20 protein-coding genes are annotated in these 20095 nt (G+C 36.4%); 2 read left to right on the top strand and 18 right to left on the bottom strand.

The features are described 5' to 3' along the window. Nucleotides 1-229 precede the first annotated feature (229 nt). Complete coding sequence (locus IEV85_RS08890; protein WP_188462416.1) at nucleotides 230-901, top strand: hypothetical protein; 672 nt, start codon at nucleotides 230-232, stop codon at nucleotides 899-901. Nucleotides 902-1034: 133 nt separating this feature from the next. Here IEV85_RS08890 and IEV85_RS08885 read toward each other — a convergent pair whose 3' ends face one another. Continuing rightward, nucleotides 1035-2042: an acyl transferase gene (locus IEV85_RS08885; protein ID WP_188462414.1), complete on the bottom strand. Its 1008-nt coding sequence runs from the start codon at nucleotides 2040-2042 to the stop codon at nucleotides 1035-1037. Nucleotides 2043-2054: 12 nt separating this feature from the next. On the opposite strand from IEV85_RS08885, the gene IEV85_RS08880 reads away from it, so the two are divergent. Then, a complete protein-coding gene (locus IEV85_RS08880) occupies nucleotides 2055-2780 on the top strand; it encodes a hypothetical protein (protein ID WP_188462412.1) in 726 nt (241 codons plus the stop codon). 692 nt (nucleotides 2781-3472) lie between these two features. Here the strand turns inward: IEV85_RS08880 and IEV85_RS08875 are convergent. The 17 genes from IEV85_RS08875 to IEV85_RS08795 all read right to left on the bottom strand — a co-directional run bounded on the left by IEV85_RS08875 (nucleotide 3473) and on the right by IEV85_RS08795 (nucleotide 19940). Then, nucleotides 3473-4018, bottom strand: coding sequence for a YetF domain-containing protein (locus IEV85_RS08875; protein ID WP_188462410.1), 546 nt, complete (start codon nucleotides 4016-4018; stop codon nucleotides 3473-3475). A gap of 97 nt (nucleotides 4019-4115) precedes the next feature. After that, nucleotides 4116-4280, bottom strand: a complete 165-nt coding sequence (locus tag IEV85_RS08870; protein ID WP_188462408.1) for a hypothetical protein — start codon at nucleotides 4278-4280, stop codon at nucleotides 4116-4118. A gap of 657 nt (nucleotides 4281-4937) precedes the next feature. Beyond that, nucleotides 4938-5669, bottom strand: a complete 732-nt coding sequence (locus IEV85_RS08865) for a CPBP family intramembrane glutamic endopeptidase (protein WP_188462406.1) — start codon at nucleotides 5667-5669, stop codon at nucleotides 4938-4940. Between the two features lie 466 nt (nucleotides 5670-6135). Further along, entirely contained in the window at nucleotides 6136-7386 is a 1251-nt protein-coding gene (gene fabF / locus IEV85_RS08860; RefSeq protein ID WP_188462404.1) for a beta-ketoacyl-ACP synthase II, read from the bottom strand. 3 nt (nucleotides 7387-7389) lie between these two features. Then, nucleotides 7390-7821, bottom strand: coding sequence for a PaaI family thioesterase (locus IEV85_RS08855; protein WP_188462402.1), 432 nt, complete (start codon nucleotides 7819-7821; stop codon nucleotides 7390-7392). Nucleotide 7822: 1 nt separating this feature from the next. After that, the gene (locus tag IEV85_RS08850) at nucleotides 7823-8377 is read right to left on the bottom strand and encodes a TetR/AcrR family transcriptional regulator (protein WP_188462400.1); all 555 of its coding nucleotides are present in this window, start codon (nucleotides 8375-8377) and stop codon (nucleotides 7823-7825) included. A 148-nt stretch (nucleotides 8378-8525) separates the two neighbouring features. Continuing rightward, nucleotides 8526-8990 (bottom strand): hypothetical protein, encoded by a 465-nt coding sequence (locus IEV85_RS08845; protein WP_188462398.1) that lies wholly within the window; start codon nucleotides 8988-8990, stop codon nucleotides 8526-8528. Nucleotides 8991-9050: 60 nt separating this feature from the next. Continuing rightward, nucleotides 9051-9809: a Qat anti-phage system TatD family nuclease QatD gene (qatD, locus tag IEV85_RS08840; RefSeq protein ID WP_188462396.1), complete on the bottom strand. Its 759-nt coding sequence runs from the start codon at nucleotides 9807-9809 to the stop codon at nucleotides 9051-9053. Continuing rightward, nucleotides 9806-11137, bottom strand: a complete 1332-nt coding sequence (gene qatC, locus IEV85_RS08835; protein ID WP_188462394.1) for a Qat anti-phage system QueC-like protein QatC — start codon at nucleotides 11135-11137, stop codon at nucleotides 9806-9808. Before qatC ends, qatD begins: the two co-directional genes overlap by 4 nt. Then, entirely contained in the window at nucleotides 11127-11969 is an 843-nt protein-coding gene (locus tag IEV85_RS08830; RefSeq protein WP_188462392.1) for a hypothetical protein, read from the bottom strand. Before IEV85_RS08830 ends, qatC begins: the two co-directional genes overlap by 11 nt. Beyond that, the gene (locus IEV85_RS08825) at nucleotides 11970-13847 is read right to left on the bottom strand and encodes a KAP family P-loop NTPase fold protein (protein ID WP_188462390.1); all 1878 of its coding nucleotides are present in this window, start codon (nucleotides 13845-13847) and stop codon (nucleotides 11970-11972) included. 487 nt (nucleotides 13848-14334) lie between these two features. Beyond that, nucleotides 14335-14763 (bottom strand): VOC family protein, encoded by a 429-nt coding sequence (locus IEV85_RS08820; RefSeq protein ID WP_188462388.1) that lies wholly within the window; start codon nucleotides 14761-14763, stop codon nucleotides 14335-14337. A 469-nt stretch (nucleotides 14764-15232) separates the two neighbouring features. After that, complete coding sequence (locus IEV85_RS08815) at nucleotides 15233-15964, bottom strand: hypothetical protein (protein WP_188462386.1); 732 nt, start codon at nucleotides 15962-15964, stop codon at nucleotides 15233-15235. A gap of 88 nt (nucleotides 15965-16052) precedes the next feature. Further along, nucleotides 16053-16601, bottom strand: a complete 549-nt coding sequence (locus tag IEV85_RS08810) for a hypothetical protein (RefSeq protein WP_188462384.1) — start codon at nucleotides 16599-16601, stop codon at nucleotides 16053-16055. A gap of 79 nt (nucleotides 16602-16680) precedes the next feature. Continuing rightward, complete coding sequence (locus IEV85_RS08805) at nucleotides 16681-17556, bottom strand: leucine-rich repeat domain-containing protein (RefSeq protein ID WP_188462382.1); 876 nt, start codon at nucleotides 17554-17556, stop codon at nucleotides 16681-16683. A 62-nt stretch (nucleotides 17557-17618) separates the two neighbouring features. Beyond that, nucleotides 17619-18872, bottom strand: a complete 1254-nt coding sequence (locus tag IEV85_RS08800) for a gluzincin family metallopeptidase (protein WP_188462380.1) — start codon at nucleotides 18870-18872, stop codon at nucleotides 17619-17621. 630 nt (nucleotides 18873-19502) lie between these two features. After that, nucleotides 19503-19940: a hypothetical protein gene (locus IEV85_RS08795; RefSeq protein WP_188462378.1), complete on the bottom strand. Its 438-nt coding sequence runs from the start codon at nucleotides 19938-19940 to the stop codon at nucleotides 19503-19505. Nucleotides 19941-20095 lie beyond the last annotated feature (155 nt).

Here is a 20095-nt window from a genome sequence, read left to right as displayed (position 1 = left end):
GATAATATTTTTAGGCTTCACAATAACAAACATGAAAAGAATAGAATTTATCATCAGTTAAATGAAGTTTAACCAATAAGATTCATGAAAATTTCAGCCTTTATCTACAGAGAGCTAAATTCCCGCCAATAAATACATGCGTAATAATTTAGTAACATTAATGTAATAAGAGCCACTTACACTTTTAAAATATTTTCTTTAAATTTAATAAACCAAAAATGAAAAAGTCATGAAAAATTTAAGAAGCCTAGTATTTGTTTTTTTAATATGCCTTTTAGGATGTAAAGATGATGAAATTACCTTAGCCAATGAGACTTTAAGAGTGAGTGCATCTTTAGATGAATTATTAGAAGTAGATTATTTTGACTCCAATTCAATCGAGTATAAGTATACCGCTGAAGATATAGAAGTCATCGAAAATACCAATCTAGATATATTTTATATTAAAAATCAAAAATTTCAAGTACAGGTAAAGAATTCTGTATACAACAACCCTTATTCAAGGAAATCCTCAATCACTAAAATACTTATGATTACACCAGTTAGTGATAATCAAACTACTACTAGTATCAGAACTTGGGCCAATATCGTCAGAATTAATTCTACCACCGGTGAAACCATTGACTCAAAGTTAACTGTTAATACAGGCTCTCTTCAAGATGTAGTTCAGTCTTCTAGTAGCCTTAGAGGTGGATCAAATGATACATATTGGGTTACAGGTAAAGTAGAACGATTGACAGTAGGAAATGGAACATCTATTATTGTAGAATTATTGGAGGAATCTCAACAATTGGTTCAGACAAATTGTTCCCAAGAATCGATAGCGAGATGTAATTCGACTTACGTTCCTAATAGCACTTTTTATCCCGATGTCTATATTAACATAGGCTGTGATGACTAATCTACTTTTTTCTGCAAAAAAATTAAATTTTAAGGAAGAAATGAAATTACTTAAGAATATTTCATTTCTTCCATTAGTTAAGTGACAGCTATAGTAGTTAAATCAGTATTTAAATTTAAATCTAGAAATCTCATTAATCTAGTAATAGATTACAACCTCTGATATCCGAATGGTCGAAGCGGCCATACACCTGGAAGCTTCCGTCTTCATTTACAGAGCCTACATCCTTGGTTTCTATAAAAGCACAGCTGTCGATGTTGGCCAGATCTATTATATTTATTCCTCCTGACCTATTGGAAGTACTAGAAATTTGAAAAGGATCATTAACTTCCCTCACTAAAACTTTCATAGCGGTTGAAGGGTGAAACAAACCGTTCCCTTTACTGTAACTTTGCGATAACAGCTCTGTCATACCATATTCAGAATGAATTACCTCTACTTGAAAACGCTCACATATGAAGCTATGCAGGGCTTCCCTGATCATCTCCTTCCTCCTACCCTTCATTCCACCAGTTTCCATCACAATGCAATTACTAAAATCCGGTTGGTAGTTTTCAGCAAGGTCCAACAAAGCAAAGCTCACACCCCAAACCACTATTTTCTTTTCCTGATGCGCTTGTTTTAACACTTTTACTTTTTCAATAAGTTCTTCCTGATTATACAAGTAGAAGCCGGAATCAGGTGATCCTGACTGTTTAATAAAGTAATTGACCATGGCCACTAAAGAAGAATGCTCCCTTTCTAAATAAGAGGGTAAAAGAGCCAGAAAAATACAGTTTTCCAAAGGACCATACTCTGCCTCAAAGAGGCGTTGACTGTGTGCCAGGTAAAAATTTAAATCTCTTACATAGTGCTTACTTACGGAGCCCAATCCTGTTCCACTACTTTCAAAAACTGCTTCAAAACTTTCATTTTGACCAAGTGAATTAATTACCTGATGGTTTTTGAAAAATTCTATCGGTAAAAAGGGAATTTTTTCAAGTGAATTTATCTTATTAGGAGAAACCCTGAGGTAATTAACAAATTTTTTATAAACAGGATTGTTAGTATATTGAAACCGAAAGAGCGACAATGCAGCTTCAGAAAAATTTTCGGGGCTGATAGTATCAATCTGATTAAAAAAACGTTCTCTTTCTGACATTGATAAATAGTTATGCGCTACAATATTAAATATAAGAAGGCTCAAGTCATACTTTCAGCACCTTTAATTCTTTTGGCCTTTATTTTAACCGGTTGTCCTGAACCACCAGAGTTTGACAATACCCCTCGTATAGCCTTTGAAAGTTTACAATTTGAAACAAGAACGGATCCTGACCAACCTAATATTACCGAAGATGTGCTGAGCTTAAAATTGTATTTTGAGGACGGTGATGGTGATTTAGGCTTAAGAAGTGATGAAATCTTTGACCAATACAGACCTTTCTTTTGGCAAAAAAATGATGAAAATAAGCTTATTCGATTGAACAGTATTGACACACTTCCACCATACAATCCGTTGGATTATTTTACTGTGCTTGAAGAGGATGATACAGTAATAGTTGAAAATGAGCTTATTACAATAGCTGATACTCTTTACATAAAGAGAAACCCGCGCCATTATAATATATTTATTAAAACTTTCTACAAGCCTGGAAACGAATTTATTGAATATAAGTGGGAAGAAGCGCCTTACTATCAGACTTTTAATGGTAGATTTCCTATACTTAATACTGAAGATTACGACAGGCCTATTAATGGTACTTTGGACTATGATATCACCTCTTTGGGTTTCAGAATAATTTTCAGGAACTACCCGATGTTTGTTCAGGCCCAGATCTGGGACAGAGCCGGTAACAAAAGTAATATCATCAATTCTGATACCATTCAGATAATACAATAGCTGATCTTACGAATTAGTAATACCAAACAGTTCTTAACAGGTATTGTATAAGCAGTTATGGTTTGAATACATGGTGCATGTATCTCACTTGTCCCTTTATATTTTTCAGCGTTCACTGAATATATTACGGCCCTTAACTGGTGCAAGTGTCCGACTTGTACCTTTATACCCTTCAGCATCCGCTGAATTTATCCTAGCGGACGCTACTTTTAGCAGGTTCCAGGCGAAACGTTTGAAACAGTGAAGAAAGTTTATTGATATTAAGTTGTTGTGGCGATTGTTAAATATTCATAAAACCTTATTCTTTATCTTTTGCCTACTTATATAACAAGATTCTATTTTCTCAACTGATGCCATTTCTATGTTGCTCCAAAACACCCCTGTAGTCCCCTCTAGGGTAACACCCCTATAATCCCCTCAAGGGGATAGCCTCACAGATGTAAGTAAGCAGTAAACTAATCAGCTTTAGCTCTATCTTCCAATATAGCAAAAGTCCTGTTATCTCTTTTGAGGTTCAGTTCCAAGGCTGCGATGCCTTGATGCAAAAGAAACAAAAAATCAAGATAAAAAGATGCTCCTTCCCTACATTTCAGCGCAAACCTCGCCTTTTTATCGGCCAGCCCGCTCGTTCTTAGCTACCATTATTTTCTTTCCAGACAAAGCAGTTGTTCTCATCCCTTCTTGTACTTAGCTCACTTATCAGATTTGTTTTTGCCGGGTGGAAAGTTATTTACATCATCCAGCACGCCCGTATTTTCTGTTTTAATGGAAGGTACCACAGTAAAATCACCTGTAGTTTCCAGGATAATCGCATCTACTTCCTCAAGAGAACTGATGCCCTTTTTCCTGATGGACAAATTAATTTCTTCAATCGTAATTCTTTCTTTTTTAATCACTCTGTGCTGTAGCTCTCCCTTGTAAAGTATTAATACCGGCTCACTGGTAATCAGGTGCTTTATGCGTTTAGACCTAACCGAAAGCCAGGTAATAGCATATTGCAAAAAGATAAGGGTAAAAAAAGCCACTGCACCATCAGCCAGGGAAACTGATTTGTTCAGTATGAGGTTGGCGAAGGTAGAACCCAATGCAATGGTAATAACAAAATCAAAAGCATTCATCTTTGATAGGGTGCGCTTACCTGAACTCCTCAAAAGGATAATTAAAACTATATAGGAAAGTACTCCTATGATAAATGTTCTACCTATACTTTCCCAATTGGTAAAGAGTATTTTATCCATAGTGGTTTTGAATGAGTAGTTAAAGGATATGTGTAATTTTAAGGCTAATCGCTTTCGGGTAATTGGCCGTGGACTGGAATTTTATTATTTAATAAAATTAACTTTTACGCTTTCTTATAGCATAAATAGCCGCAACAATAATTAAAACAACTACCAAAAAAACACCTACACCCAACCCGGTGGCGAAGATTCCGCCTATAACCTCGCAGCCGGTTAAAAACATAAGGGCTAAAACTATAAGGGGAAATGTGTGATCCTTCATTACAACTGCTTTTGGTTGACCACAAAGGTATTTGAACCGGAAGAAAGAGTTATTACAGCTTCATTACTGCTTGTTATAAGATTCATGGATTAACCATACCGTTGTAGATTAAATTATGGTTATTCTATTTTCTAAATAACACCCCTGTGGTCCCCTCAAGGGGACAGCTACCGGACTTAATTTAGCAGAAAGACAGAAGCTTCAGTGGTATTTGGTGTTGTGGTAATTGGTTTTTGTACAAGTAAGATACTTGCACCATAATAAGTTGGTTAATGAGAACACTCGACAAAGTGATATCGATTCAATTAATATGGAGAGTTTCTTCAGAATTAGCTCCTCCGATTTCGCCTGAGGCGAAAAAGCGGGTGGACGGGATCCCGAAAGCTTTCGGGAGGCGGGCCAGCGTAGGTTTTTGCGGGTAGGAGCATCATTTTACCTAGTCCCGATAGCTATCGGGATTGCATACTTTTTCATCAATGGAAAAAGTATGAATCATCAATTCTTGTACCTTAGTGAGTTTGTTGGTGATAACACCTAACAAATAGAGCTGAGGATACTTGCTGTAAAGATAGAGTCCTATAACGTTTAGTACTACTCCATAAAGAAAACACCCCTGTGGTCCCCTCGAGTAGACAGCTCTTCAGTTTGAAGGTGTAATTATTGTTTTTTCTGTTTCAACAGTTTTCTTTCCCACGTAAGAATCATTACTCCCCAAATCAAAAAACAAATTATAGTAACATATAAATTTTTACTAATTAACAGCGCATGGATTGATGCAGCCACTAAAATGGAATTTGTTTTGGTGGTGGCATACCCTATAATAAAAGAAACTATGACCGATAAAAGTAAAAAAATATGAAATCCACCCCATTGATTAAAATTTTCAAATACCAGTAGATGCCAAATGGACCATACTATTCCTGTAATGACATATTTTACTGCCAGGTATTTAGGATGTAGCAAATCATTTAAATAGCCTCGCCAAAACGACTCTTCCAGTACATCATACATGAGTGTTAAAGAAACAAATATCAAAGCCCATAAATGAGGGTTAATGCCATATTTATTTGAAATGCCCGCTATTGAATAAGATACCAAAAGGATGAAGCCAAAGATTAAACTCCTGATTCTGTCATTCCCTAAAAATGTAGTCTCCCTTTTAGTTTTAAAAATACTATAACCTGCTAATGCTGCAAGAAGTAGTGCAATACCGTGGTTCCAATTAAAAGGCAACTTAAAATCAAATAGAAACAAGCTGATTTGCTGAACTAAATTGGGGAGTTGAAGAATTAAAAAAGTAAGCAATAAAGCAATTCCGTAAACAAGAATTAATTTTATAGCTATTGATTTAATTGAGGCAGGATCTACCTTCTTTACATTATTAGTCATTTAAGCTGTAATTTTCATCAAGCATAGTCAGTAAAAGAACTTATAGTTACAGTGATTAAACTTAAGGTATAATTTCATTGAATTCAAATTATCACATAAAATAGTTCTACTTTGAGTGCTACCTATAACCCTCCTAATTTATACCTGAAATTCTTACACATTGTAAGGAGCGGGTACAAGTGAGGCACTCACACCATACCTATTGAATTTGTGGATAAAAACACTCAACAAATGAGTTATTCTACTTTCTAAATAACACCCCCCTGGCCCCTCAAGGGGACAGCTCCCAGATCCAATTTAGCAGAAAGACAGAAGATTCAGTGCTATTTGGTGTAATAGCAATTGATTTGATGGTTAAGTTAAGGTACAAGTGAGACACTTGCACTTTATCATTGGAGAGGTACCAGCGGTATAAAACAGCATCCCCGCTAAGGCGGAGACGCTATTTTTATCAATTGAACTCAGCTTATTCAGTATACTTTTTGAAAATGGCAGTAGCCACATGTCCGCCAAAGCCGAAGGTATTGCTCATGGCATAATTTACCTCCTTCTGCTGGGCTTTGCCCAAAGTAAGGTTAAAGCGATCCTTATATTCAGGCTCAATGTCTGTTGCATTAATGGTAGGCGGCATCAGGTTATGCTGAATGGCTTTAATAGAAGCAATAGCTTCTACAGCGCCGGCAGCGCCCAACAGATGGCCTGTCATAGATTTTGTTGCACTTATATTAAGCTTGCCTAACTTACCTGAACCAAAAACCCGCTCCGTAGCAAGTAACTCACTGGTATCTCCGGCAGGAGTAGAAGTAGCATGCGCATTAAGATAGTCAATTTTATCAGCCGTAATTCCTGCGTCTTCCAGAGCTGCCATCATACCAAGGTATGCCCCTTCCCCTTCCGGGTGGGTGCCGGTGAGGTGATAGGCATCAGCAGCCATCCCGCCTCCTGCTACTTCAGCAAGGATGGTGGCTCCTCGTTTTTTAGCACTTTCAAGGTCTTCCAGGATAATAGCACCTGCGCCCTCCCCCATTACAAAACCATCTCTGTTGACATCAAATGGCATGGATGCTTTTCCTGGGTTTTCATTGTTGGTGGATAACGCCTTTGCCGCACCAAAACCTCCGATGCTGCTTTCTGTGATGGCGGCTTCCGAGCCTCCCGTGATAATCATATCCGCTTTGCCCCACCTGATGTAATTAAAGGCATCAATAATGGCAGTAGTGGAGCTGGCACAGGCTGAAACAGTGGTAAAGTTCACCCCACGCAACCCGTATTTAATGGAAATAATGCCTGAAGCGATGTCCACAATTATTTTAGGAATAAAGAAAGGGTTGAAACGTGGCGTTCCATCTCCCTGCGCAAATTCCGTTACCTGCTGCTGGAAGGTATCGATTCCGCCATTACCGGACCCCCAGATTACACCAATGCGGTTTTTATTGAGTGGCTCAAAATCTATATTGCCATTTTTCAGGGCTTCTTCCACAGCAATTAAGGCATATTGTGTAAACAAATCATACCTGCGGGCTTCTGATTTCGGGATAAAATCCTGAGGATCAAAATCCTTCAATTCGCAGGCAAACTTTGTTTTAAATTTTGAGGTATCGAATTTGGTAATGGGAGCTGCCCCACTTACGCCTTTGACAAGCGACTGCCAAAAATCTTCTGTATTATTTCCTATAGGAGTTAATGCTCCCATACCGGTAACTACTACTCTTCTCATCTATTATCTTTTAATTTCTGTTTTATATAAATTAGAGGTTCCTCTGGCCAAAAGCCTGCTTTTTTCGCTATCCCAAATATCGCATTGGGCATTAATGAACTGTTTCCCGCGCTTAATAATCCGGGTTTCAGCAATTATCTTATCCCCTCTTTTGGCGGTGGAAAAGTAATCGACCACATTATTAATGGTGGTGAAAAAGCTCGGCTCGTTTAAGGAAAACATGGTGGCACCTAATATGTCATCCATTATTGCAGCAGTAACACCACCGTGTAAATTGCCCACGGGGTTCAGCCACTCTTCGCGGATAAGGTATTCAAACTCCAGGTGGCCTTCTTCCGCAGTGCGCACTGTGGGCTTTAGCCATTGCATAAATGGCGAAGGAGAAGAGGTAAACTCTTTCCCTATAAAGGTTTTTAATTGTGATAATCTATCCATATTATTTTTTCAGTAATTCTTTTTTGATAGCGGCCTTTACCATGGCAAAGTCCTGCTTATGGGTAAGCCTTACCAGTTGCACAATGGCCAGCATGTGAGATATCACCATTAATGCCTTGCTTCTTGGCTCTTCCTCAAACTCAAAAAGGCCTTCATTTCTGCCGGTTTCTAAAAAGCCACTGACCCAATGGAGCATGAGGTCAGAAAATTCTTTCAGTTTTTCCTGTACCCTGGCATCCAGGGTATTGAAATCAGTAGCCAATGATCCCACTAAACATACTTTGTTTTCCTTATGGAGGTTATCATAAATAGAAAAAAAAGCGTTGAGTTGTTTGACCGGGGATTTGCCCTCATGCTCATGAATTAAACGCTTAAGACCCTCAATATGCTGATTGATAATGGCCACACCTAAGTCGGATTTAGCCGGAAAGTGGTAATGGATAGAAGCCGTTTTTATTCCTACTTCCCTGGCGATATCATGGTAGCTAAAGGCATTGTACCCTTTTTTGCGCAACATGGTATCGGCCAGCTGAATAATTTCTTCCCGCTTTGACATGGTTTTAAGGTTTGTTTATACAAACATACATACCTACTACTTGATAGGCAAATTTTTAAACGATTATTTATGGGTTGGGCTGTAGTTTGGGGATTAAAAGGAATGGAAAGACTAATGGTGTTTTGAATTGAAAGTGATGAAATGATGTTTAGACTTTATTTGCAGCTACTTTTAAGTTGATAAATCGCTCTTCGATTTCCTCTATAGTCAACAAAGCTTGTAGTTCTTTCACTTTTAAGCGGCTTTTCTTCCAAAACGGAAAGAGCCATGTCATTATTTCCCCGAAATAGTAAACATTACCCCGATTGTCTATGACATCAAATTTTCCTCTATAAAAAAAATTACCTTTATAATAAGCAGTTATACGAATATTTTGGGTTAGGAGTGTTAAGAAACGCCATATCGCCTTTTCGAGTTCTTCTACCGGATAGTATTCTTGTACATTGGAAATTCCTATTTTCACTTCCTCTAACTCATAATTTAAAGTAAATATTGGGAACTCATATTCTTTATGAGACACACAAAGAATTAAATCGTCTACTCTTTCTACATCCAAATTTTGTTTTAGCTGTAGAAACTCTTGAATATCTTTTAGGTATTGTTCAAAGATCATTTTAAAATGCACCTTAGTTTAAGTTTAAGCGGAAGGAAACGACCTATATAAACGGTCGTTTTAATGCCGTTTATATCCTGTTGTGCTTTCGTGTTTAATTTGGTTAACCAATTTTTTAAAGTTTGAGACGATTAAATTATTTACCTCAGAGACTCTGCAGTTATAGATAGTTGACAAGTGAGTTAAAACTGTTTCTATATCCTTTGGTTTTACAGGTTGATTATTTATATCTATAAATGGTCCATCACTTTCAGTTAAAATGAATTCCTTTGGTATTCTTTGTATTATTTTTTTTCCAGATTCTGAACGAATCATAGCAGGGTTAACAGATAAAAAGTAACCAGAATCAACAATCTGATCTATAAGTTTTAGCCCTCCAGAATACCAATGAAATATTGCATTTCGAATTTGATAATCCTTCAATAACTTAAGTACCTCTTTTTCTGCTCTCCTTGAATGAATACTCAGGATCTTAGGCTTATCCCCTACTGCTTCAAGAATCTTTTTAAAACTATCAATTTGTTGGTCTTTTGTTTTAATTCCTTCTCTGGAAAAATCCAGACCTACTTCTCCAATGTATGAAGTTTTATTAAAGCACTCATGAAAAATTGGAAACTCTTCAGAATGATTTTCAGCCATTAAAGGATGCATACCCAAAGCCAACCTAGTTTTTTTATAACCTTTTAAGTGGGGCTGTCCCATTTTAAAATGGCTCGGAAGATTAGTCATTCCAATTGTAATAATTCCTAGGATTTCAGATTCTTTGACAATCTCCAAGGGATTTGGATAAAGATCAATATGACAGTGAGAATCAATCATGGAATTCCTGCGCTATTCTTCACAGCAGTATTACCAAAACTGCCAACCCAACTCTTCAATTCGGACCTTGTCCGATCTACTAAATCCACATATCTATCGATTTTGGAAAAATCCCTAACCCCATTAACCATCAGCTCTTGTTTAATTTCAATAGAACTTAACGGTGTTTTTAAAAATTGTAAAAGTGCACCCATATCCTGACTCTTTTTGGTCTTAAAAGGAGGTAGCCCGTTAATATCACAACCATATGATGTTGAATCTCCAGCATTCACTAGGGAAGCTCTTCTGTAAATACATGGCATGCAGACACCACAGTGGGTTGCATTTCTATCTAGATCCCAATGCGCAACATGTCCTCGTTTTCCGCAAGAATTAGATTTATCGATTGCATAGGATAAAACTGAAGGGTCAGCGCAATTATCCACCATTTCACCTTTCGTTGAAAATTCGTACGGATTCTCTATTTTAGTCAGAACGCCTAGCTCCCTCCAAATACTTTGAATTTGATTAAGTACGGCAGGATGTGTTGTCCTTGTGCTACACGCACTCCTTCTGGAAGAACTTAGAGGGTAATTCAACGAAACGGATCCATTTTCAGGGACGACAATCAGTGGTATGGATTTGCCGTCAGCTATTAGTAACGCTAAACCAACAAATAAGATAGAACGACTCCTGAATGTCGATTCCCTCGAAATTGTAGAATCAGTGAGTGAGACCTTAATTGAGGGTATTTGCAAAAATCGATTTGGATAATTAGCAGTTAGCACTGGTAACAAATCAATTTGGTCTTTTTTCACGCCCCTCATATGAGGGTCGTATTGGGAAGCAAAAATAACACTTTCATTTGGTTTTGACTTTAAAAAATCAATTGCACCAATAAGCGAATCCAATCCCCCTGATAACAAACTTACCTGCGAAAAATCACCATTATATTCATCTGATAACGGTTCGGCTGGCAATTCAAGACTCGACTGATAAAATTCAACTGTCCAATAATCACCAGTCAAAAATGAAAGAAGTGAATTGAATTCTACAGCAATAGCATTCCACTCATTTGGATTTTGAACTGGAAACTCCACTTCAAACTCTCTTGACCAGCCGTCAACCGAATTTCTCCTTCGTTGGACAAATCGATCAATACCGTAAATAGCTGATGAAAAGATAAAGAAATCTGTAACGTTTTCGTTTGCTATGTTAATGAATGGCAACAGTGGCTTAAGGCTGATTTCTAATGTTGCCCTTTCATTAGTTTGGGTGGTTAAGACAATCGTACCTTTTCCACTATCTGAGTCATACACAAGAGGCTGAGCCTTTATTTTAGTGGTCATCACAAATGATATTTATTATTGATTCGAAAATTGATTCTATTTGATTTTCACCTTCAGTTCCCTGCCAATTAATAGTAGCTACAGGTCTACGGTCGTTTAAAACTTCAACTTGACCGATAATATCATCTCTGATGATTTGAAACGTTTCCTGACTTACTTCTTCGCCTTTTGTTTGCCTAATTTTCTCTTGAAAGCGCTGAGATAGATGTTCAAAAATGTAAACACCCCAAAAGCGGCAAAGTAAATCCGCGAGGCCTTTACCTTCAGCATAGTCTGCAAGTAATTCCTCGAACTTGCCAAGGTCATTATCTGCTTGCTCAGATAGTTGATTTAAGACTTCCAACATTGCCTTGTTTGCTGCCGTATCATCCATTCCCGCACTTGACTCAGATGAATAATTGAGTAGCAAATCAATTACATCACTCAACCTTTTACCCGTTAAGTCACCGAGACCAATAGATTTTAGTTGTTCTTCAAGTCCGTGATTTGCAACTCCAGTTACAAACCCAACTAAACGAGAAGCAGATTTACGACCAGCACTTCCAAACGATCGTGACCGTCCTTTTTTAACGCTTTCGCGTCCTCCGCTAGCTCTAATGAGGCTGTCAAATGCAGTCTTAAGGTGTTTTTTTCTTCTTTCGGTTAATTTGGCAACGGCCGTTGCGTATGCCGTAGCATGCTGTTCAGTGTCAGTGTCTTCCTGATCATTTTCCTTTTGTTCTAATTCCTTCTCCTTTTCAACGGTTTTTGAGATATGAGTAATTGAACGACTTAAATCTGCCCAATTTGGTTCTCCAGTCACGCCAGGTACAATTCTTTGTGTAGTTCCCATTTATTTCTTTGGATTAAGTGCTTTATAAATCCTCGACTCTGGTTCAAACTTGGCATATATCTGTTTTATTTTTTGATTCTTCTTTTCCGCGAGAAACAAGTTATTCCGTAGACTGAAGGGGATTTTCTTATTGTCGATATGTCTCAACATTCTCTCATACGATTCTACTGAATCATCAATCTTGTTCTCCATTAGCTCCACATAAATTTGATGAAGCCAACTACTACCAGGCGTCTTTTCTAATTCTTTATTCAATAGTGAGTAGAGCGTGTTTAAATCTTCTTCTTGTAATTTGTCCTTTACTTCTGTCGACACAGTTGTCTTTAAGATACTGGCGGAACCACTTTCCAACATCTTTTTAAATACCATTCGCACATGCATTGGAATTAGTGATGAGCCACTGATTGAATCTGTTAGCCGGTCTCTGGAAATCCAGTAATAATCTCGAAGGTCTATGTCGCTTAACGCAGGTTCAGCATTAAGCCATGTGATAATTTTTGCCAGAGCCCATCCCTCGCCAAACTTTTCTTTAAGTCCTGCCTTGTCTTTTTCACTGGCAAAAAATTCCAGTTCTTTCAACTCAGCAGAGTAACCACTTTGCATCGACTGCCAAGTGTACAGAGTGTTAAAAAGACTTGGTTCTGAGTATTCTAATACCATCAGCTTCGCCAACACCTCAATTTTAAAATCAGGAATTTTTGCAACCTCAACCAGCCTGTTTCTTAGCGTAAATGTGTTTAGAAAGCGCTTTATCTGTCGAGGATTCCCATTCAATCCTTTCGTGATTATGGGTGATAACGAGGCAATTAACGAAACTTTTTCAGCAACTCGCTGCTGATCATTCTTTTCAATGACACCTTCGAGATTACCAAATCCGAATGTTCCATACCTATCCGAATCTCTGAATTTTTGATATGCCTCTAAAACTTTTGAGAATTCGCCACCAAGTTCTTTTTTGCAAAACAAAAGAGTGATGTAGGTCTCAACTTCATTGCTGGATAGGCGAGGAAGATTATATGGCACTTGAATTAGTTTCTCAAGATAGTCGCTTACTATTCGTTTATTCCGACTATTTGGGTCATCCGCGTTTTGTATCTGATCGGTTTTATATCTGAACTCAATCGCATGCCTCACTATCCGAGGATCCGCACCAATTATAAATGCGGTTTTCTCAACATTAAGGAACAGTTTGATTGCTTCGAGATTTTCAATTAATCGTTCAGGCGTACACCTATCTAAATCATCGATAATAACCACAAGCTTTTTGATTTCTGACTTGTCTATCATCTCCTTGAAATCCTCTCGGAATTCTCGAACAAGTGTAGTGTCTTCATGTTCATTTTTCTTAATAATACCACTTAAGAAATCTTCTGCATCCTCTCCTTGTAGTTTGTCTCCAAGTTCCTTTGGATCAAGCTTGGAAAACTCGCCCATGAAGCAGGGAATTAGAGACAATCCGCCAGTGGAATAGGCCATGGCTCCTGGTATGATTATTTTTTTGAAACTGAGACCAAGAACCCTCATCCAATCAACTGACTTGAGAAGCTTCGTTGTTTGATCTTTTACTTTATTCCCAATGGTTTTATGTTCTCTGAACTTTTCAACAATTGACTCAAGCAAAGCGGCCTTCGCATCATCATACCCTTCAAACACCCAGCCGTTGAAATACAATACAAGGGTCTCATCTCTTAAGTCATCACCTTCTCCAGATAATTCGTCCTTAACTATTTTGAGGATACTAGACTTGCCGCTACCCCAATCTCCAAACACTCCAATAGTTACTGGGAGGACAGATTCATCGTTAATTACATCTATGAGTAAGTCCGCATGTATTTTAAACCCTAAGAGGTCTTCCGATGTTTCGTTATCTGACCACATATAATTCTGTTTTATTCATGAAGCACAACAAGCGGACAATGACATAAAAGTTGTTATTATATCCGCTATATTTTTATTTAACCTACAACAAACAACTATGAAACACTTACAAATATTTATTGAGTTTGTTGTTATTCAAGGACTTAACATACTCCCTCCTCCTATCATATCCTAATATTTCATCGAAAAGGAATGAAAAATACCTACTTATAGGTATTTTATTTTACGGAATAGTCATATAAAAATAAATAAAGTGCAAAATAGCGATTTAGTGGCTTCAATAACTTGTCAAGCTATTTCAGGAATTGCCAGCATAAGCAAAGCAATTTCTACTTAAACTATTTGGGTATTTAATTATTATTTATAATTAAGTCATTATAGTATAACCAAGCTAAGTAAGGCGCGTTACTAAAATTGAGGGTGACATAGCCGTTAGATGGGAATTTGACGGCTAATTCTTACTAAATTCATATAATCAAAAAGGTTATTAATTGCGAGTGGAATCATATTCTATCATCCACTCAATGCCATATTTATCTCTGAACATACCGAAATAGGTGCCCCACGGGCTGTCGGAAATAGGCATTTCAATTTGGCCTTCTTTAGAAAGTCCCTTAAATAATTGATCCGCTTCTTCCTTACTTTCTGCACTCACAACAATTTTGCTTCGGTTCTCATTTTCATTGGTTGGCCCCAATACTTCCGGTACATCATTGGCCATTAAAACACTTTTACCAATGGGTAAGGCAATGTGCATGAGTTTATTTTCTTCATGTTTAGCCACCGGAAATTCATCGCTTGCCAGTTCTTTAAAACGCACTATTTTTGAAAACTCACCGCCAAATACTGACTGGTAAAATTTGAATGCTTCTTCTGCATTCCCGTTGAAATTAATGTGTGGATTGATACTTGCCATGTTGTTATTTTTAAGTTGTATAAATCAGGTACCATAAGCTTTACTCTTTATCGCTCTTTCAATTTCTCAAAGCTAAGCAGCTCAGCGGAAATAGTTCATACACGGATGCGTCAATGTTTGGGGCGTATTACGACAAAAAGGTTTGACTGCTTATGACAGCGGTGATATTGGATAGTTTAAGGATGGATATTGCTCTCAGGCAAAGGGGTTAAGTTAAATGAAGGAGGTGGATTTGCACAGCATGTTAACCCTACTAAGAGACTTTCCGGAAAGAGTCAAAGGCGTTCCCTCACTAAACTGCCATTGTATATAGCTCAGAATATTGAACGCTGTTTTATTTAAATTTTTCTAGTGTAATTAGTGAATCAAAATCTATGTTGTCCATCTCAACACCCATGGGTAATTCCGCTGATTCCGTAGTTATCAGAGGGAATTTATAAATTTTGTATATTGGAACAGTCAGAATATATCAGGTCACATTATCAATGAATTTTCCTTCATGTTTAATCACTGCCATATCAGAATTAACAAAGTAAAACTTCATTGTTTTTATGTCATTACTTTGCACATCTTTAAAATCAATTTTTATTATATCATTCCCAATTGAATCAATCGATTCGTATTTATAAATGTAAGGCCCATCCATAAATGAGTTGTCATAGATTAGTGAGTCCGTGAACAAATAATACCCACCGTTAAAATCTCCGGGGTTATAAAATGTTAGTTCATTTTCGTAATAATGAATTGGAATCCATTGGTTAAGTATGTTATCAAATTTATTTTTTAGAAGTGATTTGATTGAATCAGCCGTTTTCTCCCAAGTTTCAGGCGAATCATAACTTGCATATTCAAGCTCATTATTTAGATCAAAAGATAAAGCTTCGAAATATTTTTTGTGAAATTCAGATGAATCCGACAATACTTTAAATGCATAATCAAATACAAAAAAGTCTTCTAATTGCTCTTCATAAAACGTGATGACTTTTATTTCTGCATTAGTTTTTAACTGTTGCTTAATACGGTTTACTTTTTCCCTGTTGGTCAAGGAATCCTTTAAAAGCCCGTATGGTTTTGTTGTGTCCTTATTTTTGACTTCTTTGATTTCATTAACTTGGCTTTCACTTACTTCATTGCTTTTTTGGGTCTCAGTTGTACATGATGTAAATAGAAGAGCAATTAAAATTAGATTAAAACTTTTCATGTTTGATTTTATGGCCTAAGACGATTTTTGTAAAATGTCTTTCATACATTTTTAGTGTTATATATTGTTCATTCACTAATCAGCAAATTTATTCCTTACAGAAGTTTATCCGATCAACATCGAATGTAGTAACTTCGCCATTTCTGTAAACTAAAATTTCTGAGCTCCCAGGTATTTTATTAATGCTATCACTTGGATTGACAAATTGATACAATCCGTCAACGAAATAAGTCACTTCATTTTCTACTTGACCATTGGTTAAATTAAGTGTTTTATAAGCATGATTTTCCTTGTCAATATACTTAGTTGCTATTACACCATTAACGCCATAACTTAAATAATCATTGTACCTTTTGCAACTGTGACTTTCAAATGAGGAGAATTCAGAGGTCGAAAAAAACAATATAAATATTAGAATAATTGCAACTATAATAGAAATTAATACCCCTCTATATTTAATTCTAGTACCTGGGTTATCCGCTAACTTTATTACGCTCACTGCATTCTGTAAATCCTTCAAATGTCCCCAGAAAAAACTAACTTCGTAGCCTTTCTTATTTAAGTCTAACTTTAGCCAAATCCAGAGTAAATTAGCTAATGCTAATAGAGTTACTAATATTACATTAAAGTTATCCATATATAATTTATGTACTGTAACAACTAGTATAACAAGCTTAGCCTGTCGATAGGCTTTTAAGATTTGTTATACAGCCTGGCTACTTTTTTAATATCTCTTTTGCTTGTTCTTTGAATTTTTCAAAATCGGATTCTATTTGAATACATTTTGCTTTTGCATCTTTATGGTATTTTGAAAAACTTCTTTTTCCTTTCCCAAGAGGTATATATTCATCCTCTCCCCAATCCGAAATTGGTGACCAAGGAGTATGTTTACCATGTGCTCCACATTTCACATTAGGTTTAGCGACTTGAATAAATGCATACTCTTTTGTGTCAAGAGTTCCCAGGCCAATCTTAATCCTCTTTAAATTTTGCAATTCAAGAATTGGCATAAAAGCTGGATATTCTTGCTGAACTTTTACAAATCCGAGAGCAAAAACTTCTAGATTTTGAAGTCCTTTTAAAAATTCAAGATTCTCTATTGGCTGACTCCAATCTAATGTTCCGTCTAGATGTAAATAACGAAGAGATAAAATTCCACTTAATCCTTCAAAATTTGAAACTCTTCTTAAATTTTCAAGATGCAAGGATTTCAATTTAGTCAAATTCCCTAAAGGTGAAAGGTCAGAAAACCCTGAAACATATTCCAGTACAAGTTCCTCTATATTTACTAGTTTTCTTATGAATTCAATATTATTTGCTCTATAATGGGATATACGTAATCTTTTAAGATTCTTAAGTTCCTTTATTGATTCTACTTGCTCTTTACTTGGCTCGTGTAGGGTCAGCTCTACCAACTTGGGTAAATTAAAGATTTGCTTCCAGTTAGAGTTGTGCTTATTTACGGTAACTATATGAGCATCGTTCTTATCATCTATTATTTCATCTGCTAAATAAGCATATCTCTCAATGTTGGGAACAATAGTCCAATAATCATCTTCTCTATCAAGTAAATCAGCAAAATGATGTTTCATTATATCTCTTAATTGCAGGTAACAATATATCAACATTGCTGATATATATTATCATCAAACCTCTATTCAAATTCCCGTGCCCTAAGTTGAATTAACTTTTCCTCAGCTGCCGTGCCCAACTGCTCTCTAACTAATACCAGAAGATTTTCGGTAGTGGAGATTCTTTGATTAATCATTTCTTGAATCAGCATCTGAAATTGCTCTTTCCCAACAAACTCTTCAAAATAGTGTAGAATTAAAGGGCCGGTAAAATACATTGCTAAATGAGAAGGCCTGCCCCTGAAGGAGTCAAGTGATCGGGGATCACCCTTTACTCTTTGAAGCTTGTTTTGTAAGTCAGCCTCATAAACAGCTTCTCCATACGCTTCCCTCACAAAAATCATTGACACAAACTCCGCAAAAGACTCATTAAGCCAATGATCCTGGCTTTGTGAATTGGCTGTTGAAAACCAGAAATGAGCAAATTCATGTGCAAGAAAGCGGGACAAATAAACCGAATCCATTCCATTTAATTTACTAAGCACCACATAGTTTTCCCTTGCATAGCCCACTTCCTTCCTGGGAGATTCAACAACAATGCGTTCCTGCTTAAAATCATCAGGCCTTTTAATATATCCTTTCAAAAAAGATATGGCTCTCTCGGAGAACATTAATAAAGAATCCAGATTGGTAAAAGAATTGGTGGTATAAATGGAAGAATAATTTCCTTCAATGCTATAAAAATGCTTCGAGGCGGAAAAGGAAATATCTATCCTTGGAATAACCGATTCAATCACTCTTTGCTTCGTCCTTTTACCAATACTTTTCACATCATCTCCTGTGAGAATCCGGTAGCTTTTATCCAGATCAGTAGTCAACTGGTAATGAAACCTTGAAAAAGAGGTAAGTACCGGATGCCAGAAAGAGTCGATATTAAGCTCAATCCAATCCTTTGTAATCCTGTTTACTTGATGATCAGCGGGAATAGTAACCGTATATTTCATACTAATCGATACTATATCCATGGGAAAGTCCTTAAACTTTAGCGTATAAAAAGAGAGGCCTGGCCCGGCCTCTTCTTTGTTGTAGCTGGAAAGGTGGTCTCCGTTTAATTGGGCAACCTGGGCATCTGCTGAAAACAAAAACGATAAAGAATCGCCCATTAAAAGATTTACCGGAACATCTAACTTAAGTGCTACGTCCGCAGAGCCTGCTTCAGGCTTAATGCTGACATGCAACTCGTAAAAGGGTTTGAGGTCTGATGCTATAGAAGGTCGTGGAAGAATGCTTAAAAAAAGTAAGATAAAGCTTGCAAGTGCTTTCGCGATAAGATTCATGGTATTCAAATTTTGTAATTCCAATATATTAAGCTTTAAAATTACGAAACAATTAAATACATGTTAAAACACTATTTATATTAAAGGTTAAACGGGGTTATAACTTGCTCCACCTGGGCTTAAATGTGATTGCAGGCGCTAAATACTGGTATAAACAGATAGTATAAGTATGTTATTATTATAATTATTTAATTAAATACTAAAATTTTTATTACATTAGTAAAGATAATTACAAAAAACTTTTCTACATTTATGGCATCTTATAAAGGTCAATGACTTTGTTAAGGTTTTGGTTGAAAATAGCCGTTAGGTGGGGACCTAACGGCTTCTTTTTTTTTAACTTTTACCTAATTTACTTTAAATCTGAAATAGTAAGAAATAACCATTTAGGAGTCAGTTAACAATCGACTCCCTATATATCTTTTTACAATTTCATCCAAATTATAAAAAGCTATATAGTAGATGCAACTTAATATTTAAGTTACACTATTAACTCTCCCGACTGTAAAATCATTTAAGATTTATCATGTAAAACTTGCTGAAAGTCTGAAAAGAAAAAGAAATATAACTTAGTATTTAGAACCCCTTTCATATCTCACTAAGTTGTAACGCGATGTGTTACAATATCGATTAATCGGATGAGAGAACAATGCTATGAGTCGCAAATCCACTACCACTTTTATTTATAGCATCAACCTCTATTAGGCCATTTCCTGAAAAATCTTCATTGAACTGAATAGTCGCAATAGATTTTGCAATCTTACCTTCAATAGCTTTTTCCACATTCAGAATTTGCATCCTACCTGATTCTATATTCCACAAAAATTCGCACGTAGAAGGATCATCATTTGCGGAATAAAATGATGAAGCAAATATTATTACTTCATTGGCCCCGGCAGAATCAATACCATCTAAACAAATCGCTACCAATGTAGTAGAATCAATTTCCAATTCACAATTTAGTGTATTATTTGAATTAATAGGTACAAATTCAGCTGATTGATCTTCATCAGTACAGGAGACGAGAAGAATAGCAAGGAATAACGGGGTAAGAAGTAATTTTTTCATAGATAGTATATTTAAATTGTTCTTTACTATACATACAATAAATTAAATCATTAAAAGATACAGAATCTTTGACTTTTCTTGTCTTAGTAATGTAAATAGGGTGGTATAATATGATTACCCTCACTATGATATCCCTTTATCCCTGACGTCTATTT

It is taken from the genome of Marivirga lumbricoides, assembly GCF_014636295.1.
Taxonomy (GTDB): domain Bacteria; phylum Bacteroidota; class Bacteroidia; order Cytophagales; family Cyclobacteriaceae; genus Marivirga; species Marivirga lumbricoides.
Note: the sequence above shows the minus strand (reverse complement) of the source record. Positions and strands in the feature narration are given on the sequence as shown.

Bases quoted from the DNA above. Each gene is read 5' to 3' on its own strand.
- IEV85_RS08890 (WP_188462416.1), top strand. From the start codon at position 230: ATGAAAAATTTAAGAAGCCTAGTATTTGTTTTTTTAATATGCCTTTTA.
- IEV85_RS08885 (WP_188462414.1), bottom strand. From the start codon at position 2,042: ATGTCAGAAAGAGAACGTTTTTTTAATCAGATTGATACTATCAGCCCC.
- IEV85_RS08880 (WP_188462412.1), top strand. From the start codon at position 2,055: ATGCGCTACAATATTAAATATAAGAAGGCTCAAGTCATACTTTCAGCA.
- IEV85_RS08875 (WP_188462410.1), bottom strand. From the start codon at position 4,018: ATGGATAAAATACTCTTTACCAATTGGGAAAGTATAGGTAGAACATTT.
- IEV85_RS08870 (WP_188462408.1), bottom strand. From the start codon at position 4,280: ATGAAGGATCACACATTTCCCCTTATAGTTTTAGCCCTTATGTTTTTA.
- IEV85_RS08865 (WP_188462406.1), bottom strand. From the start codon at position 5,669: ATGACTAATAATGTAAAGAAGGTAGATCCTGCCTCAATTAAATCAATA.
- fabF (WP_188462404.1), bottom strand. From the start codon at position 7,386: ATGAGAAGAGTAGTAGTTACCGGTATGGGAGCATTAACTCCTATAGGA.
- IEV85_RS08855 (WP_188462402.1), bottom strand. From the start codon at position 7,821: ATGGATAGATTATCACAATTAAAAACCTTTATAGGGAAAGAGTTTACC.
- IEV85_RS08850 (WP_188462400.1), bottom strand. From the start codon at position 8,377: ATGTCAAAGCGGGAAGAAATTATTCAGCTGGCCGATACCATGTTGCGC.
- IEV85_RS08845 (WP_188462398.1), bottom strand. From the start codon at position 8,990: ATGATCTTTGAACAATACCTAAAAGATATTCAAGAGTTTCTACAGCTA.
- qatD (WP_188462396.1), bottom strand. From the start codon at position 9,809: ATGATTGATTCTCACTGTCATATTGATCTTTATCCAAATCCCTTGGAG.
- qatC (WP_188462394.1), bottom strand. From the start codon at position 11,137: ATGACCACTAAAATAAAGGCTCAGCCTCTTGTGTATGACTCAGATAGT.
- IEV85_RS08830 (WP_188462392.1), bottom strand. From the start codon at position 11,969: ATGGGAACTACACAAAGAATTGTACCTGGCGTGACTGGAGAACCAAAT.
- IEV85_RS08825 (WP_188462390.1), bottom strand. From the start codon at position 13,847: ATGTGGTCAGATAACGAAACATCGGAAGACCTCTTAGGGTTTAAAATA.
- IEV85_RS08820 (WP_188462388.1), bottom strand. From the start codon at position 14,763: ATGGCAAGTATCAATCCACACATTAATTTCAACGGGAATGCAGAAGAA.
- IEV85_RS08815 (WP_188462386.1), bottom strand. From the start codon at position 15,964: ATGAAAAGTTTTAATCTAATTTTAATTGCTCTTCTATTTACATCATGT.
- IEV85_RS08810 (WP_188462384.1), bottom strand. From the start codon at position 16,601: ATGGATAACTTTAATGTAATATTAGTAACTCTATTAGCATTAGCTAAT.
- IEV85_RS08805 (WP_188462382.1), bottom strand. From the start codon at position 17,556: ATGAAACATCATTTTGCTGATTTACTTGATAGAGAAGATGATTATTGG.
- IEV85_RS08800 (WP_188462380.1), bottom strand. From the start codon at position 18,872: ATGAATCTTATCGCGAAAGCACTTGCAAGCTTTATCTTACTTTTTTTA.
- IEV85_RS08795 (WP_188462378.1), bottom strand. From the start codon at position 19,940: ATGAAAAAATTACTTCTTACCCCGTTATTCCTTGCTATTCTTCTCGTC.